The sequence below is a fragment of the Pseudomonas sp. AC463 genome, assembly GCF_979253585.1.
Map to the genome: position 1 here is coordinate 99,640 of NZ_CEEDDZ010000019.1, position 16,338 is coordinate 115,977.

A 16,338-nucleotide genomic window follows, 5' to 3' on the forward strand; every position below is an offset into this window, starting at 1 on the left:
GGTATGCGCCCAATACTAGGTGCGCTCGACCGAAATCACAAGGCGTTGCCTGGCGTCAAACCCAAAGCCAAGTCGCTCATAAGTGGGTACGGCATCGGGCCGCGGTTCTTGAATTTCGATGCATGAGCAACCAATGACACGCGCATAGGCATCAACGGAGCCAAGGGCAAGCGCAGCAATCAAGCCTTTCAAAGGATGTTGACTGTCCGGGCTCCCTTCGAGGAGCACGATTTTGATCGTGACTTTGCTGTCGCGAGGTGTGGCATAACAAAGGCCGCATAGCTGCTCATCATGCCAAATGGACAAATCAAACCCTTTGACGTCCAACGCCTTCCAGTCAGGAACATCTTCCCAGGGAAATTGATTATCTCCTCCCCAGCGGTTAAATGCCCCAATCGCCGTGGTATCAATGACATCAAGGCGAACTTTCGAAGCGTCGAGTGACTGATCTCCCCATTGCGCCCATTGCTCAACGAAAGCCGCCAATGCTGACTTTCTCGATTGCGATTGGAAGACCAGGTATTTAAGAAAATTCGAGTAGCGACGTGCCATAACGATCAGATTCTTGAAAACGGCGCAAACCATAACAAGATCGAACACGGCTTTGAGTTCTGGATGAATTCAAGACTTTTCAGGCCACCGCGTTCATTCAGAATGAACGCGGTGGTCGCAAATTTTTTCGAGCAAGCTCGCGTTACGGCTTGCGATAGCTATTGATGATCGCCGAGAAGTCCTTGCCCCCTTCCCCACGCTGGCTCATCGATTGATACAACTGCTGGGCCACGGCGCCGAGGATCACCGGTTGCTTAACCTGGCGTGCGGCTTCGGTGGCCAGGCCCAAATCCTTGAGCATCAGGTCGGCACCAAACCCACCGGTATAGCCACGCGATGATGGCGCGGTTTCGATCACGCCCGGCCAGGGGTTGTAGGTGTCGGAACTCCAGCAGCGCCCGGTGGAGCTGTTGATGATGCCCGCCAGCACTTGGGTGTCGATGCCCAGTGCATCGCCCAGGGCCATGGCTTCGCTGACGCCGACCATGCTGATGCCGAGCAACAGGTTGTTGCAGATCTTGGCGATTTGCCCGGTGCCCACATCGCCGCAATGCACGATGTTGCGGCCCATTTGCGCCAGCACCGGTTGCAGGGTGGCGAACAGGTCCGGGGTGGCGCCGACCATAAAGGTCAACGTCCCGGCTTGTGCGCCGCCAGTGCCGCCGGACACCGGGGCGTCGGCCACGGTCACGCCCTGTTTGGCCGCCGCGGCGGCCACATCGCGGATGGTCTGCGGGTCGATGGTGCTGCAATCCACCGCCGGCACGCCTTGGCCGATGCCGGCGAGCACACCGTCTTCATTCAACCAGACGGCGCGAACGTGGGCCGCGGCCGGCAGCATGGTAATCACCAGTTCGGCGCCTTGGGCGGCATCACGCGGCGAGTCGCTGATGCTGCCGCCCAGCTCGGCCAGTTCCTTGAGCACATCCTGGTTCAGGTCGAACAGGTTCAGCGCGTGGCCGGCCTTGATCAGGTTGCGGGCCATGGGCGCACCCATGTTGCCCAAGCCGATAAATGCGATCTTCATGGTCGTCTCCCGGAATCAGCGCAGGTTGATGGTGGTGTTGACGCCATCGTTGACCGTGTCGTCGTCGAACCAGCGGCTCGTGACGGTTTTGGTCTGGGTGTAGAACTGCACCACTTGCTTGCCGTACGGGCCCAGGTCGCCGAGCTTGGAGCCACGCGAACCGGTGAAACTGAAGAACGGCACCGGCACCGGGATCGGGATGTTGATGCCGACCTGGCCTACATCGATTTCGCTCTGGAACTTACGCGCCGCCGCACCGCTTTGGGTGAACAGACCGGTGCCGTTGCCGAACGGGTTGGCGTTGACCAGCGCGATGGCCTCATCCAGCGTGGCCACTTCCAGCACCACCAGCACCGGACCGAAGATTTCCTGGGTGTAGATCTGCATGTCGGTGGTCACGCCCGAGAACAGGGTCGGCCCCACGAAATTGCCCTGCTCGAAGCCCGGCACCTTGATGTCGCGGCCATCCAGCTCGAGCTTGGCGCCTTCTTTCACGCCGCTTTCGATCAGCTCCAGGATGCGCGCTTTGGCGCGTTTGGAAATCACCGGGCCGACATCGGTGCCGGCTTCGCTGCCCGCATTGACCTTGAGCTTTTGCGCCAGCGCCTTCAGATCCGGCAGCCATTGCTTGGCCGCGCCCACCAGCACCACCACCGAGGTGGCCATGCACCGCTGGCCCGCCGCGCCAAAACCGGCGCCGACCAGCGCGTTGAGGGTGTGTTCACGGTTGGCATCCGGCAACACTACCGCATGGTTCTTGGCGCCCATCATCGATTGCACGCGCTTGCCGTGTTTGCCGGCCAGGTCGTACACGTGGGTGCCAACAGCGGTCGAGCCGACGAAGGACACGGCCTTGATGTCTTTATGGGTGCACAGCGCATCCACCACATCCTTGCCGCCGTGCACCACGTTGAGCACGCCAGGCGGCACGCCGGCTTCCAGCGCCAGCTCCACCAGCAACATAGTCGACAGCGGGTCTTGCTCGGACGGCTTGAGGACGAAGGTGTTACCGCAGGCAATCGCCATCGGGAACATCCACAGCGGAATCATCGCCGGGAAGTTGAACGGGGTAATGCCGGCACACACGCCGATAGGTTGGCGCAGGGTGTAGGTGTCGACGCCACCGGCGACGTTTTCCGCAAACTCGCCCATCTGTAAAGTGCCGATGGAGCACGCGTGTTCCACCACTTCCAGGCCACGGAAAATATCGCCCTCGGCATCGGCAATGGTCTTACCCTGCTCGGCGCTGAGGACTACGGCAATGCGCTTGGAATGTTCGCGGATCAAGGCTTGCAGCTTGAGCATGATGCGCATGCGCGCGCCGATCGGCGTGAGCTTCCAGGTCTGGAAGGCTGTATGGGCGGCGTCGATGGCGGCGTTGACTTCATCGGCGGTGGCGAAAGGGACTTTGGCCAGCACTTGCTGGGTGGCCGGGTTGACGATGTCTTGCCACTGGGTGGTCTTGGACTCGACCCATTCACCGTTGATCAGCAGCTTGACCTGCTGCACGGAAATATCGGCGGATGCGTTCATGTGGTCTCCAAATCTTATAGTTATGCTAGAGAACCAAGGCGTTGAATCGCCTTGAAGAATGAGGCGTTCGGACTGTTTTTGGAGTATAGATGTGCAAATCTCTAATAAGAACGCACATAAAAGCCGGTCCAATATGCAAAAAAACATCACATCATTGGGCTCCCTGAACTGGGATGACCTGAAGTTTTTCCTCGAAGTCGCTCGCACTCGCAAGGCCAGCGTGGCCGCCAAACGCCTGGCGGTGGACTACACCACGGTGTCGCGACGCATCAGCTCGCTGGAAGTGTCACTCGGCACGTTGCTGTTCGAAAAATCCCGGACCAACGGTTTTGTGCTCACCACCGAAGGCCAGCGTTTGCTGGGTTACGCGGAGTCCATCGAAAGCACCCTGCACATGGCCTGCGAGCAGGTCTCCGGCTCCGGCGTGGCGCTGTCCGGCCACGTGCGCATGGGCTGCACCGAAGGGTTCGGCAGCTTCTTCGTCACCCCGCAGCTGAGCCACTTTGTCGACACCTACCCGGCCATCTCGGTGGACATCCTGCCCCTGCCCCACTTCATCAGCCTGTCCAAGCGCGAAGCCGACATCGTCATCGCCCTGGAACGCCCCGAGCACGGGCCTTACGTGTGCTGCAAACTGTGCGACTACAAATTGCAGCTGTACGCGACCCAGGAATACCTCGACCAGCACCCGCCCATCCGCAAACCGGCGGATTTGGCCGAGCATCCGTTTATCAGCTATGTGGATGACCTGGCGTTCAGCTCCGAGCTGCTCTACCTGGCCAACGTAGTGCCCGGCGCCAGCGCGAGTTTGCGCAGTACCAGCGTGATCGCCCAGTACGTGGCCGCGCAGCAGGGCCGGTCGATGGCGATATTGCCGTGCTTTCTGGCGGCGCAGGATCCGCGATTGCTGCCGGTGTTGGGGGAGCAGATTGCGATTACGCGGCAGTTCTGGATGTACTGCCGGGAGGACTTGAGGAAGTTGAAACGGATTACGTTGTTGTGGGATTACATCCGCGAGGTGACGGAGCAGAACCAGGGGTTGTTGATGGGGGAAACGCGGGAGATAACGTTCGCGGATTAAACGTTAAGCGAACACTGAAAATGTGGGAGGGGCTTGCCCCCTCCCACCTTTGATTGCATTTCATATTGGAACTGGCGAGCTGGTTCAGCCTGCATCACCCCACACAAAGTTCCAGCTGGTGCGCCTGGCGCCGTGAACCGTATTGATGAGGTTATTTTCAAAGTCGGTGTGGTTGATCTCGCCGGTAAACGTGACAGTGCGCGACGCGTTGTCTCCTTCTACCGAGACCAGAACGCCGCCGCCGGCCTCAATGGCGCCTCGAAGTTGAATGTCATTGGGTGCACTGTTCTGATTCTTTTCAACAATTACAATACTCATGATGTCACCTCTATCTGGACGGAAGTTGTGTCAGCGAAGGTACTGACAGGCCCACTGTAGGCAGCCTCCGCCCAGGCAGATAAGTATCTCTGAGGTAACACTCGCCGTGTCTACGGCGGCTTAATCGGCCATCACCACTATCGACACGCGCCGGTTCTCGGTGCGCCCCGCCGCCGTGTCGTTAGACGCCACCGGCTCGCTGCTGCCCAGGCCGCGCAGTTGGACGTTTTGTTCTTTCATGCCCACACCAACCAATACCGTGGCCACGCTTTTGGCGCGGCGCAGGGACAGTTGCTGGTTGTAGGTTTCCTTACCTGAGCCGTCAGTGTGGCCGTCGACGCGCACGCGTTCGATGCCAACGCCCAACAGGGCCTTGCCGATGCGCTGGACGATGTCGGTGCTGGGCTGGTTGAGGGTTTCGACGTCGCTGCCAAACAGCACTTTGCCGGACAGCCCAAACGCCCAGCCTTCGTCGGTCAGCTCAAAGCCTTGTTGTTTGAGCACGGCCACTTGCGCCGGGGTCAGGCCTTTGGGCGGGGCGCTCTGGCAGCCGCCGAGGGCCAGGCAGGCCAGCAGCAAAGTGATAAACATAAAACGTGCAGTCGAGAACAAGGGATCAACTCCTGTGTTGTACGTTGACGACAGGGCTCTGCGGCGCCGCCGTGTGCTGGCCGCCCTGGGACGAGCGCTTGGCCTGGTACATCGCCACATCGGCAGCATTGAGCAAGGTGCCGGGCGTGGCGCCATGATCGGGGTAGAGGGCGATGCCGATACTGAGGGAGGTCAACACCTGAGTGTTGCCGGGCACGTCAATCGGCGTGTCCATGCTGGCGATGATCTTGTCTGCGATGCGCTGGGCATCTTCAGCCTTGTGCAACGGCGCCAGCAGCACGGCGAACTCATCGCCGCCCAGGCGTGCCACCAGGTCATCGTCGCGCAGTTGCGCGCGCACGCGGTCGGCCACGGCCACCAGCACCGCATCGCCGGCCGCGTGGCCGAAGTTGTCGTTGATGTCTTTGAAACGGTCGCTGTCGAGGAACAGCACCGCCACCCGCTCGTTGACCTTGGCCGCGCTGCGCAGGGCGCGAATCAGGCGGCCCTCGAAGAACGCGCGGTTGGGCAAGCCGGTGAGGCTGTCGTGGCTGGCCTGGTGCGCGAGGGTTTCGTTCTCGCTTTGCAGGTGGCTGTGCCAGGCTTCCATTTCGCTGAGCAACGCATTGAAGTCGCTGCCCAGGCTGTCGAGTTCGGCGATGCGGGCCGGCGGCACGCGGCGGTCGAAGTCGCGCTCGCTGCGGGCGGCGTGGGCGACGGCGGCGAGGCTTTGCAGCGGGCCGGTGATGCCGCGCAGCAGGCGTCGCGCCAAGTGCAGGGCCACCCAGGCACTGAGGGCGGTGCAGACCAGAATCCCGGCCAGCCCGCTGAGCAGAAAGCGCAACAGGCTGCCACCGTGCCCGGTGAGGTGGATGCTGCCGACGGTGCGCCCCTGGTGCAGGATCGGCTGGCTGATCGGCTGTTCGAGCAGCGCGTGCGCCAGTTGCAGCTCAACCCGTGACAGCACGCCGGTTTCCGGCCGAGCCCAGTGCGCCAGCAACCTGCCATTGGCGTCCAGCACATCGGCCTCGGCGACTTCTTCGGTGGAGGCAATCAGGCTCAGCGCTTCGGTGGCTGCCGCGCGGTCGTTGAACACCACCGCCGCTTCCACCGTGTAGTTGATGGAGCGCGCGATCAGGTGCAGGTTGTGCTCGGCATACACGCGCAGCGCCAGCACGCCGAGCAGGGTCAGGGACACGCTGGCCAGGGTCACGGCCACCAGGGCGAGGATCAGATGCCCCCTGCCGATCACCGAGCGCAGGGTGGGGCGAACAGTCTGGATGGTCATGGCGCGGGCGCCCGACGGCGAGAAAGTTGCAACACGCTGGGGTGAATGCGCACGCCGCTGCGCGCCACCGAGTCGAGGTTGACCTCGAACGACACCTGCTCATCGGCCACCCGCAGGCAGAACAGGCTGCCCACCGTGCACTGGTCGCCGCCTTCACTGATGCTGAGCACCGGGTGGCCGATCAGCGAGGCGAATAAACGGCTGCGTTCATCGCCGGTGAGCTTGCCGATGTACACGGCGTCACAGGCATTGGCGATATCGGGATTGTCGGCCAGCAGGCGCTGCACCTCCACCGGGCGGCCGGTGGCCTGGGTGGTGCCTTTGACCAGGTCGTCGGTGTATTGGGTCGGCCCGACAATGCACAGGCGCAGTTGCACAGGCTCTACCGGCCAGCGCGCGTAACTGAGGATGCCCAGCACCACTTGGGTCACCGCCTGGGCGCGGGAGTCGGCTGGGCTGGGGGCCAGGGCAAAAGTGTCAGGTGCGAGCAGACACAGAACCGCCATCAGCAGCAGGTGTCTCCAGCTCAAACTACGCTCTGTGGATGAGACAGCCACGTTCATGCAGCGATTCTCTCAGGTGTCTTCGGGGTGATGCCGCAACGATAGCACAGCGTAAGATTTTTCTTACTCCGCCCCCAGCTCCAGCATCAACCCGCTCAGGCGCTTGACCTTGCGCCGCACGGCCTCTTCAAACACCCCGCCACGCGGTTCGATCAGGCTGAACCAGCGCTTGGCCCGGGTGATGCCGGTGTAGATCAGCTCTTTGGTCAACACCGGGTTGAGGGCGTCCGGCAGGATCAGCGCGGTGTGGGTGAACTCCGAGCCCTGGGATTTGTGCACGGTCATGGCGTACACGGTTTCCACATCATTCAGGCGGCTGGGCAGTACAAATCGTACGCCACCCTGGCCATCGTTACGTGGGAAGGCCACGCGCAGCACCTGAGGGCCGCCGTCGCTTTCGGGCAGTTTGAGGGCGATGCCGATATCGCCGTTCATCAGGCCCAGGCCGTAATCATTGCGGGTCATCAGCACCGGGCGACCTTCATACCATTGCTCGTCGCCCTCGATCAGCCGCACTTTGCGCAAGGCCGCGGTGATGCGCAGGTTCAGCCCTTCTACACCCCAAGGGCCCTTGCGCACGGCGCAGAGCAACTGGAACGCGTCGAAGGCTTGCAACAGGTGTTGCGCCCAGTGGGTCCAGGCGAGGTCTTCGCGCGGGGTATCGAGGGCCGGGCGCGCGCTGTGCAGCAGGTTGAGGTAGTAGCGATAACCTTCGGCGCCACCGCCCTGGCCGTCCAGTACCAAGCGCTCCAGGGCAGTGTCGTGCTCGCCCTTGAGGCTGACGCAGAACAGGTCGGCGTGGCTGCGCGCGGCGAGCAGCTTGCGCGCTTCGTCGGCGTTTTGCTGGTTGACCCAGCGGGCCAGTTGGCCAATGCCGCTGCCCTCGCCGAAACGCCGCGAGTAACGCAGCATCACCACTTGCTGGGCCAGCGGGTGGCTGCCGTCGAGGTCTTCGTGCAGGCCGCTGGCGCCGAGGTCTTCGCCGCTGACGGTTTGCAGCCATTGGCGCGTTTGGGCGCTGTACCAGCCGGCTTCGGCGTCGCGGCACAAATCGCCGAGCACGGCGCCGGCCTCCACCGAGGCCAGCTGGTCCTTGTCGCCCAGCAGCACCAGGCGGGCGTGGGGCGGCAAGGCGTCGAGCAGGTTGGCCATCATTTCCAGGTCGATCATCGACGCTTCATCCACCACCAGCACATCCAGCGGCAACGGGTTGCCCAGGTGGTGACGGAAATGGCGGGTGCCCGGGCGGCTACCCAGCAGGCGGTGAACGGTGGTGACCTGGGTCGGGATTTTTTCCTTCACGTTTTCCGGCACTTTCAGCGACAGCACTTGCTGGCTGATGGACTCGGTGAGGCGCGCGGCGGCCTTGCCGGTGGGCGCGGCCAGGCGGATGCGCAACGGGATGCCGGCTTCCACGGCGGGCGCCTGCAACAGCGCGAGCAGGCGCACTACGGTGGTGGTCTTGCCGGTGCCGGGGCCGCCGGTGACGATGCTGAATGCACCGCGAGTGGCCAAGGCGCAGGCGAGTTTCTGCCAGTCGATCACGCCGTCGGGCGGCGCCTGGTCGAACAGGCTGTTGAGGCGTTGCGGCAGATCGGCGGCGACGGTTTCCCGGGTCGCGAGGCGCAGTCGCAAAGCCGTGTCGATACGCCGTTCGTAGGTCCAGTAGCGGCGCAAGTACAGGCGCTTGCCCGACAGCACCAAGGGGCGGCTTTGCGCGGACTCACTGCCATCCACCGCCAGCGCGACCAAGTGGCTGGCAGCCAGGGCCTGGCACCAATGCGCACCGTCGAGGCCATCGAGCAATTGCGACGGCAGCAGCATGGCGCCGGTCTGCAGGTCGCCTTCGGGGGGCAATGAGAGGGCGAAGTCCGGTGCGTTGAGGGTTTCGAACAAGTCCAGGCACACGTGGCCGTGGCCCAACTGATGGCTGGTAAGCGCCGCAGCCAGCAGCACCAAGGGGTCGGCCTGCGGGTCAAGTTCGTGCAGGAAGCCGACGAAGGCTTTGTCCAGCGCACGCAGCCAGCCGCGTTCAACCCAACGCTCCAATAGCTGCAGCAGGTCGGCGGCGTGGCTCAGCGGCGCCAGCGCTTCCAACGGTAACGGCGACAGGCTCATAACAACACTCCTTGTTCCCAGGCGGGCTCAACCTTGGGCGGGATGGGCTTGCCCTGGAACAACAGGTCCAGGCCTTCGATCAGCTCGCGCGGCGGCCGGGTGAAATACGCGCCCTGGCTGGCGGCCTGGGTGCCGCGCAGGAACAGGTACAGCGCGCCGCCGACGTGCCGGTCGTAGTCGTAGTCCGGCAGGCGTGCCTTGAGCTGGCGGTGCAGGGCCAGTAGGTAAAGCACGTATTGCAGGTCGTACCGATGCTCGAGGATCGACTGCTCCATGGCGTCATGGGTGTAGGCCGAATCGTCGGGGCCGAGCCAGTTGGATTTGTAATCGGCCACGTAGTAACGGCCGTCGTGTTCGAACGTCAGGTCGATAAACCCCTTGAACATGCCGTTGAGCAACACCGGTTCGGCGGCAACGCGGGACACGCCGTTATGGGTGTACTGGCACACGAGCTTGTCGAGGGCGAGCACGTCGACCTTGTGGCTAGCGAACCAGAACTCCATTTCGATCTGGTACTGCTTCAAGCCGCTGAGGCTGACTCGATCGTTATCCACCGGCAGCGGCGTTTGCAACAGATGCCCAAGCCAGCCGCTGAGGGTGACGATCCAGCCTTCCCAGTTGCGCCGATTGCAGCGTGCGCCCACGGCTTTTTCGATCGCTTGCGGGGTCACGTTGAAACCTTCCTCACCCGCCCACTCCAGTAAACCGTGGAGGAAGGTGCCGGGGTTGGGCCCGCGTGGGAAACGGTGAATATCGTCGCCAGACGCCACCACTTCGCGCGGTGCGTCGGGGTCCAGGCGCTCGTCATCGAACAGCTTCTGCGCTTGTGGGCTTTCGGGAGCCTCGAGACTCGCGGCGCTCATGCTGTCGCCAATTCGTAAGGCGCTGTAGGACGCGATCCACCAATTTTCGGCGGCCTTGCGTTTGGGCAGCAACGGCGCGAGCAAGCTGGCTTCGTTGCGCGGCGGGTGGAAAAGGATGTCTTGCGCGTCGGGCACCTGGGCGTAATGAATGGCGGCGCAGCCCTCCTGCAAATCCAATAGCCAGCGCGCCAGCCCGGCGGACTCGCCCAGGGATGCGCCGGCGCCGAGCAGATAGCCCAATGCAGACAAATGCAGCACGGAGCTGCTGCTATTGCCGCGTTTGAGGTCGGCGACGCCCAGCCAGCACGCGTGTTTAGCGCGGGTCAGGGCCACGTAGAACAGGCGCAGGTCTTCGGCCAGGCGCTCGTCGTCGGCCCGGGCGATCAACTCGGCGGTCGGGCGCAGGCTCACCTGGGGTTTATCCTGCGCGTCGTGGTAATGCAGCGGCAAGCGGCTGCCGTCCACCGGCTTGGCCGAGCAGATAAAGGGCAGGAACACCAAGTCGTATTCCAGGCCTTTGGACTTGTGGATGGTCACGACCTTGACCAGTTGCTCATCGCTTTCCAGGCGCAGGATCTGCTCTTCACCGGCCTGGCCCGACAGCGCCAGGTGCTCGGCGAGGTGGCGGATCAGTGCCTGCTCGCCGTCCAGTTCCGAGGCGGCCTGTTGCAACAGTTCGCTGAGGTGCAGCAGGTTGGTCAGCACGCGTTCGCCATCACTGCGCGCGATCAGGGTTTGCGGCAGTTTGAAATCATGCAGCAGGCGCCGCAGCATCGGCAGCACGCCTTGGGTGCGCCAAATCGCGCGGTAGCCACGGAACTGCATCACGCGGGTTTCCCACGCCAGTTCGTCCTGGTTCAGACGCTCCAATTCCGGCAGCGACAGGTTCAAGGTAACGCAGGCCAACGCGGCGCGCAGCGGGCGTTCTACGTCCGGCTCGGCGCAGGCCTTGAGCCAGGCCAGCAGGTCGTGGGCTTCCTGGGCGGCGAACACCGAGTCTTTATCCGACAGGTACACGCTGCGCACGCCACGGGCGGCCAACTCGGCGCGCACGGCCTGGGCTTCCTTGCCGTCGCGCACCAGGATGGCGATGTCTGACGGCAGTACGCCTCTAAAGCCTTCAATGGGATGTAGGAAACCTGCCCTGCCCTGCTGCCCACCATTGAGCAACTCGACAATCTGCGTGGCGCAGGCGGCGGCCAATTGCTGGCGGTACACGGCGTTGGACACCGGCTGGTCGGTGGGCAGGTGCCAGAAGTTCATGGCCGGCAGCGTGACGCCATCGAGCTGTAACTGCTCCTTGCGGCCCTGGGACAGCACGGCGTTGAACGGCACCGGGTTTTCACCCTCCGGCTCGCGGAACAGAAACGCGCCGCGACCGGTTTCGGCACGCTGGAACACATGGTTCACCGCCTCGACCATCGCATGGCTGGAACGGAAGTTGGTGCCCAGAGTGTGATGGCGGCCGAGCGTGGCCTTGCGCGCGCGCAGGTAGGTGTAGATGTCAGCGCCGCGGAAGGCGTAGATCGCCTGCTTGGGGTCGCCGATCAGGAACAGGCCACTGTCGAGGTGGTTTTCTTCGATGCGGTAAATGCTGTCGAAGATGCTGTATTGCACCGGGTCGGTGTCCTGGAATTCGTCGATCAGCGCCACCGGAAACTGCTCGCGGATGACACTGGCCAGGCGCTCGCCGCCCTCGGATTGCAGGGCGGCATTGAGGCGGATGAGCATGTCGTCGAAGCCCATTTCGGCGCGCCGGCGTTTTTCTTCTTCGAAGCGTTTGCCGACCCAGCCGGCGGCGTGTTGCAACACGGCGGCGTCGGGGGTTGGCAGCGCGTCGAGGGCGGTCTTGAGGCCGGCCATGGCGTCGATTCCCGGGTGGCGTGGGGGCTCGCCTTTCCAGGCTTCGGCCATGCCGTCGGGGGTCAGGCGGGTGAAGCCGGTGCCGATGTCCAATTGCTCAAGGGTTTCGTCAGCCGCCCAGGCGCTGATTTTTTCAAACCAGGGCTCGAAGTAGCGCGCTTGCATCTTGCGGCCGTCGACGGCTTTGGCGGCCACGGCTTGCAGGCAGATATCACGTAATTCGTTTGCCCATTCTTGCCAGGGCGCCTTGAGTTGTACCAGCGCTTCGCGACGCTCTTGCAGGCAGGCGTTGATCAGCTCGGCCGGTTCACGGGTTTCATCAGTGGGGCGCTCGCTGCCGAACAGTGCGCGTACCCGAGGCATCAGCGCGGCGGGGCCACCCCAGTTGCTGCGCACCCAGTTGAGCGCGTCGTCGTGCATCGGGTAGCAGAACAGTCGCCAGTAGTCGCGCAGCACTTCGCCGAGCAGGTCGCTGTGGTCGGTTTCCAGCGTCTGGGTGAACAGGCTGCCGCTGTCGAACGCGTGTTCGCGCAGCATGCGCTGGCACCAGCTGTGGATGGTCGAGACGGCGGCTTCGTCCATCCACTGCGCGGCGATGTCCAGGCGGTTGGCGCAGGCGGGCCAGTGCTCGCGGGGGTATTCGTCGCGCAGGTCGGCGATCAGGGCATCCGGTTGGTCTATTTCTTCGCGGAAAAAACGCGCGGCTTCGGCGAGGCGGATGCGGATGCGTTCGCGCAGCTCCTTTGTCGCCGCGTCGGTGAAGGTCACTACAAGGATTTGCGGCGGCAGCAGCTCGCGGCCAAAGCCGGAGTCGTCGCCGCCGTGGCCCAGCACCAGACGCAGGTACAGGGCGGAAATGGTGAAGGTCTTGCCGGTGCCGGCGCTGGCTTCAATCAGCTGGCTGCCTTTGAGCGGGAAAGCCAGGGCCAAGGGTTTGCTGCTCATGCGCTGGCCTCCTCGCTGGTGAGTGATCGCCAGGGGGCGTTGATCAGTGGGCGGTACAGGGTTTCGCACCAGCCTTCGAATTCCTCGTTGTCGGTCAAGGCCGCGTAGTCGGGGAATTGGCGGGTCAGCGCCGGGCTTTCGCGGCGTTCGCCGTCGGTGGTCATGCCGTCGCCTTCGTAGGCTTTACTCGCCGCGGCCTGGGCCTTGGCGGGGTCGGTTTGGCCGAGCCAGGCGAAGGCGGTTTTGACCGCGACCGGCAGTGGTTTTTGCATGCCGTGGTGCCAGGCAAGCAGCAAGTGGCCGAGGGTTTCCTGGGCGGCAGATTTATCCAGCGGTGCCAACAGCAAGGTGTCGTCACTGGCGACAAGGCCGGTGCTCAACGGCAAGCCACAGGCGCACGCGACCAGGTGGTTGACCCACGGGCGAATGAGGCGATGCCACTTGCGAGTCTTGATCGAGCCGATGCTGTTGGGGATGGTGGTTACGCTGAGCAAGCCGCCATCATTGCGTCGGTGCAGGCCGCTGATCCAGCCTTCCAGCTGGATACCCTGATGCTCAAAACTGATCGGTTCGGCAGCGGTGTGCGGGGTGGGCCAGAGGGCGAGGAGTTGTTGGTAGCGCTGTACCAGATCGGGCAACGGCTCAACCAACTCGTTACGCAGGCACTCACCGAAACCGACCATGGGCAGCAGGCCACTGCCTTGCAGGCGCAGGGCCTGGGCGTTCAAGGCTTGGTCGATTTGCTCGGGTTGGCTCAACGCGGCATTCAGCAGGCTGTCGCTTAGGCTGTAGCGTTGCAGTGCGTCGAGGACGAAAGGTTCTTCATCAGCCAGGGGCACTTCGGCGGCTTCGAAGAACACTTTCAGGCGCTGGCTGAAGAAATGTTTGACCGGGTTGCGCAGGAAGTCCTGCAACTGGCCGAGGCTCAGCGGCTCGTCCTGTTGGTGCGGCGTCAGTGCGCCTTCTGCTGGAATGTCCGCCTGGGTTTCATGCAGCAATTGCCATTCGCGGGCGTAGCTGAATAGCGGATCGCCGGCGTGGAAATACCGGGCGCTGAAGGGTTGGAGCGGATGTTCCTGGGTCATGGCTTCCAGCAGCGCGTGTTCTGTATGCGCGTTTTTCCAGCCGCTGGCGATGTGGTCACGCAGCTGGCCGATGAGGACTGACGCCGGGCGCTCGCTGTTGTCGCGAATGCTGCGGCCCACCCAGCTGATATACAGCTGGTCGCGCGCAGACAGCAAGGCTTCGAGCAGCAGGTAGCGGTCGTCTTCGCGGCGCGAGCGATCGCCGGGGCGGTAGTCGCTGCCCATCAGGTCGAAATCCAATGGCGGTTGCGCGCGCGGATAGTCGCCGTCGTTCATGCCGAGCAGGCAGACCAGCTTGAACGGGATCGCACGCATGGGCATCAGGGTACAGAAATTGACAGCTCCGGCGAGGAAGCGCTGGGACAGGCGGCCTTGGTCCAGACCGGCCAGCCAGGCCTCGCGGACTACGGTGAGGGGTAACTCATCCTGTAGGCCGACGGACTCGCAGGTTTCCAGCCAGTCTTCCCTGAGCTGTTCGAGTTGGCCGAGCAGGTAGTCGTCGTGTTCGCTGCTGGGCAGGAAAAACAGCTGCATCAGGCGTTGCAGGCGTTCGCCCCATGCTTGCGGAGCGGCCGGTTGGGACAGCGCTTGATGCGCGTCATTCAGGGCGTCGAGCAAGGCGACCAGAGGGCCGATCAGGGCTGCGTCGAGACCACCGATTTCGTCGTAGGGCTCGATGCCATCGCAGGCGAGGCCAGTGCCGACGGCGTAGCCGAGCAGCATACGTCGCAGGCCGAATCGCCAGCTGTTTTGTTCCAATTCTTTGGGTAGGCCCAGACCCGCGCGTTGCTCGGCGTCCAGGCCCCAACGGATGCCGGCGCCTTCGATCCAGCGGTGCAGCGTGGGCAGGTCGCGCTCCTTGATGGCGAAACGTTCGCGCAGGGCGGGGACGTCGAGCAGGTCAAGGATTTCGCTGACGGGGAAGCGGCTGTCCGGGAGTTTCAGCAGGTGCTCGACGGCGATCAGCAAGGGGTCGCGACCGCGTTGGCCCTGGTCGGTGAGTGTGAAGGGGATGAAGCGCTGGTCGCTCCTTTCCAACTGGCCGAATACGGCACGGATATGCGGCGCGTAGCTGTCGACATCGGGGACCATGACGATGACGTCCCGGGGGCGCAGCGTGGGGTCGGCGCTGAAGCGTTGGAGCAATTGGTCGTGGAGAATCTCCACTTCGCGCTGGGCGCTGTGGGCGATATGGAAACGGATGGAGCGGTCTTGATCGAGGTCGACAGCGGGCCAAAGCTCGCGGGTCTCGTTGAGCGGGCGCAGTTCGAGGATATCGTCCTGGAGCTGGTTGAGCAGTGTGGTGGGTTCGCTGTCGCTGAACAGGTCGATGCGACCATCACGGAACGCCGCGCGGTAGCTGTTGGGGTCGTCGTAGCTGTCCAGCAGGCTGATGTAGTCACGGCCCTGTTTGCCCCAGGCAGCCAGTAGCGGATGGGCATGCTGGTGCAGGGTTTGGGGGTCGATGGTCACGGGCATGCCGGCTTTACGCGCCTGGCGTTTGTATTCGTTACGCAGCAGGTCTTTGTCAGCAACGATGTCGGACCAATGATGGCGGCAAGGGTTGTGTACACACAGCAGGACCTGGCTGAACCGCGCCAGGCCGGCGAGGGCCTCCAACGCCTGCGCGGGCAGCGAAGAAATCCCGAAAACAATCACGCGGGAAGGCAGGCCGGGGGGGGCTTGTTCAAGCGCGTTAATGCGCTCGATAAAGCGCTGATGAACGCCGGCACGGCTTTGGGCCATGCCCTCCTCACCCACGTCCAGCAGGAGTGCGCGCCATAGTTCGGCTTGCCAGCAGTTAGCCGGGTTCAGGGGTTTGGTTTCACCTCGGCCGTTGCGCAGTTGGTGCCGGCCTGCGGCCCAATCTTCCAGCCAGTCGGCGCGGTACACCTGGTACTGGTCGAACAGGTCGGCCAGGCGCTCGGCCAGTTGGTAGCGTTTGCGCAGGTCGGTGTCATGGGTAAGGAAGCGCTGCAGCGGTTCGAAGTGCGGCTGATTGATAAGCTCCGGGAGCAAGCGCATCAGGCGCCAGGTCAGTGGGGCTTTATCGAGCAGGGACTTGGGGGGAATTTCGTCACGTCCAAGGACCATGCGGTAAAGCTGCCACATGAAGCTGCCGGGGAGCTGCACATCGATGGCGGCGGCGATGCCGCAGCCGCCCATGTCGTCCTCTTGCGGGTCTTCGGCCAAGGCCAGCTTGAGCCATTGGGCGATGCCGTTGCTTTGCACCAATGCAATTTCGTTTTCCAGGGGAGCCAAGGGATAGCGACGCATCCAGCTGACAACGAGGCTGCGCAGTTCATCCAGGCGGTTACCGTGAACCACCATGAATCCAGCGCTGAGGGACGTCGTATCCGGCATAACGGCTTCCTTGGGAAAAGCAAAAATCGAGGCATGGACTTTAGCATTGAAGGCCGCCGTAATGAGCCTCTTCGCCCTTTTCGACCGCCCAAAACAAAACCCCATCTGCTTTCGCAAATGGGGTTTCGGAATTTAATCTTGACGATG

At 63.1% G+C, this 16,338-nt stretch carries 11 protein-coding genes; 1 reads left to right on the forward strand and 10 read right to left on the reverse strand.

Annotation, left to right across the window (positions count from 1 at the left end; genetic code table 11):
• Positions 1-15: 15 nt before the first annotated feature.
• The 3 genes from AC0IYH_RS22680 to AC0IYH_RS22690 all read right to left on the reverse strand — a co-directional run bounded on the left by AC0IYH_RS22680 (position 16) and on the right by AC0IYH_RS22690 (position 3,112).
• Positions 16-600, reverse strand: coding sequence for an N-acetyltransferase (locus tag AC0IYH_RS22680; RefSeq protein ID WP_471836298.1), 585 nt, complete (start codon positions 598-600; stop codon positions 16-18).
• A 94-nt stretch (positions 601-694) separates the two neighbouring features.
• Entirely contained in the window at positions 695-1,579 is an 885-nt protein-coding gene (mmsB, locus tag AC0IYH_RS22685) for a 3-hydroxyisobutyrate dehydrogenase (RefSeq protein ID WP_471836300.1), read from the reverse strand.
• A 15-nt stretch (positions 1,580-1,594) separates the two neighbouring features.
• Entirely contained in the window at positions 1,595-3,112 is a 1,518-nt protein-coding gene (locus AC0IYH_RS22690) for a CoA-acylating methylmalonate-semialdehyde dehydrogenase (protein ID WP_116630276.1), read from the reverse strand.
• 133 nt (positions 3,113-3,245) lie between these two features.
• Here AC0IYH_RS22690 and AC0IYH_RS22695 point away from each other — a divergent pair, with 133 nt between their 5' ends.
• Positions 3,246-4,193 (forward strand): LysR family transcriptional regulator, encoded by a 948-nt coding sequence (locus AC0IYH_RS22695; RefSeq protein WP_116630275.1) that lies wholly within the window; start codon positions 3,246-3,248, stop codon positions 4,191-4,193.
• Between the two features lie 84 nt (positions 4,194-4,277).
• Here the strand turns inward: AC0IYH_RS22695 and AC0IYH_RS22700 are convergent, their stop codons facing one another.
• From AC0IYH_RS22700 to recC, 7 genes are all read right to left on the reverse strand, one after another.
• On the reverse strand, positions 4,278-4,511 hold the full coding sequence (locus AC0IYH_RS22700; RefSeq protein WP_116630274.1) for a hypothetical protein: 234 nt from the start codon (positions 4,509-4,511) through the stop codon (positions 4,278-4,280).
• 120 nt (positions 4,512-4,631) lie between these two features.
• Entirely contained in the window at positions 4,632-5,123 is a 492-nt protein-coding gene (gene yfiB, locus AC0IYH_RS22705; protein ID WP_116630273.1) for an outer membrane lipoprotein YfiB, read from the reverse strand.
• A gap of 4 nt (positions 5,124-5,127) precedes the next feature.
• Positions 5,128-6,390, reverse strand: a complete 1,263-nt coding sequence (dgcN, locus tag AC0IYH_RS22710) for a diguanylate cyclase DgcN/YfiN (RefSeq protein WP_122773563.1) — start codon at positions 6,388-6,390, stop codon at positions 5,128-5,130.
• The gene (gene yfiR, locus AC0IYH_RS22715) at positions 6,387-6,953 is read right to left on the reverse strand and encodes a regulatory sequestration protein YfiR (RefSeq protein WP_471836301.1); all 567 of its coding nucleotides are present in this window, start codon (positions 6,951-6,953) and stop codon (positions 6,387-6,389) included. Before yfiR ends, dgcN begins: the two co-directional genes overlap by 4 nt.
• Before the next feature lie 63 nt (positions 6,954-7,016).
• Positions 7,017-9,071 carry an exodeoxyribonuclease V subunit alpha gene (recD, locus tag AC0IYH_RS22720; protein WP_471836302.1) on the reverse strand — a complete coding sequence of 685 codons (2,055 nt, stop codon included), beginning with the start codon at positions 9,069-9,071 and terminating at the stop codon, positions 7,017-7,019.
• A complete protein-coding gene (gene recB / locus AC0IYH_RS22725; RefSeq protein ID WP_471836303.1) occupies positions 9,068-12,742 on the reverse strand; it encodes an exodeoxyribonuclease V subunit beta in 3,675 nt (1,224 codons plus the stop codon). The genes recD and recB overlap by 4 nt, the downstream gene beginning before the upstream one ends.
• Positions 12,739-16,191, reverse strand: coding sequence for an exodeoxyribonuclease V subunit gamma (gene recC, locus AC0IYH_RS22730; RefSeq protein WP_471836305.1), 3,453 nt, complete (start codon positions 16,189-16,191; stop codon positions 12,739-12,741). The genes recB and recC overlap by 4 nt, the downstream gene beginning before the upstream one ends.
• Between the last annotated feature and the right edge of the window lie 147 nt (positions 16,192-16,338).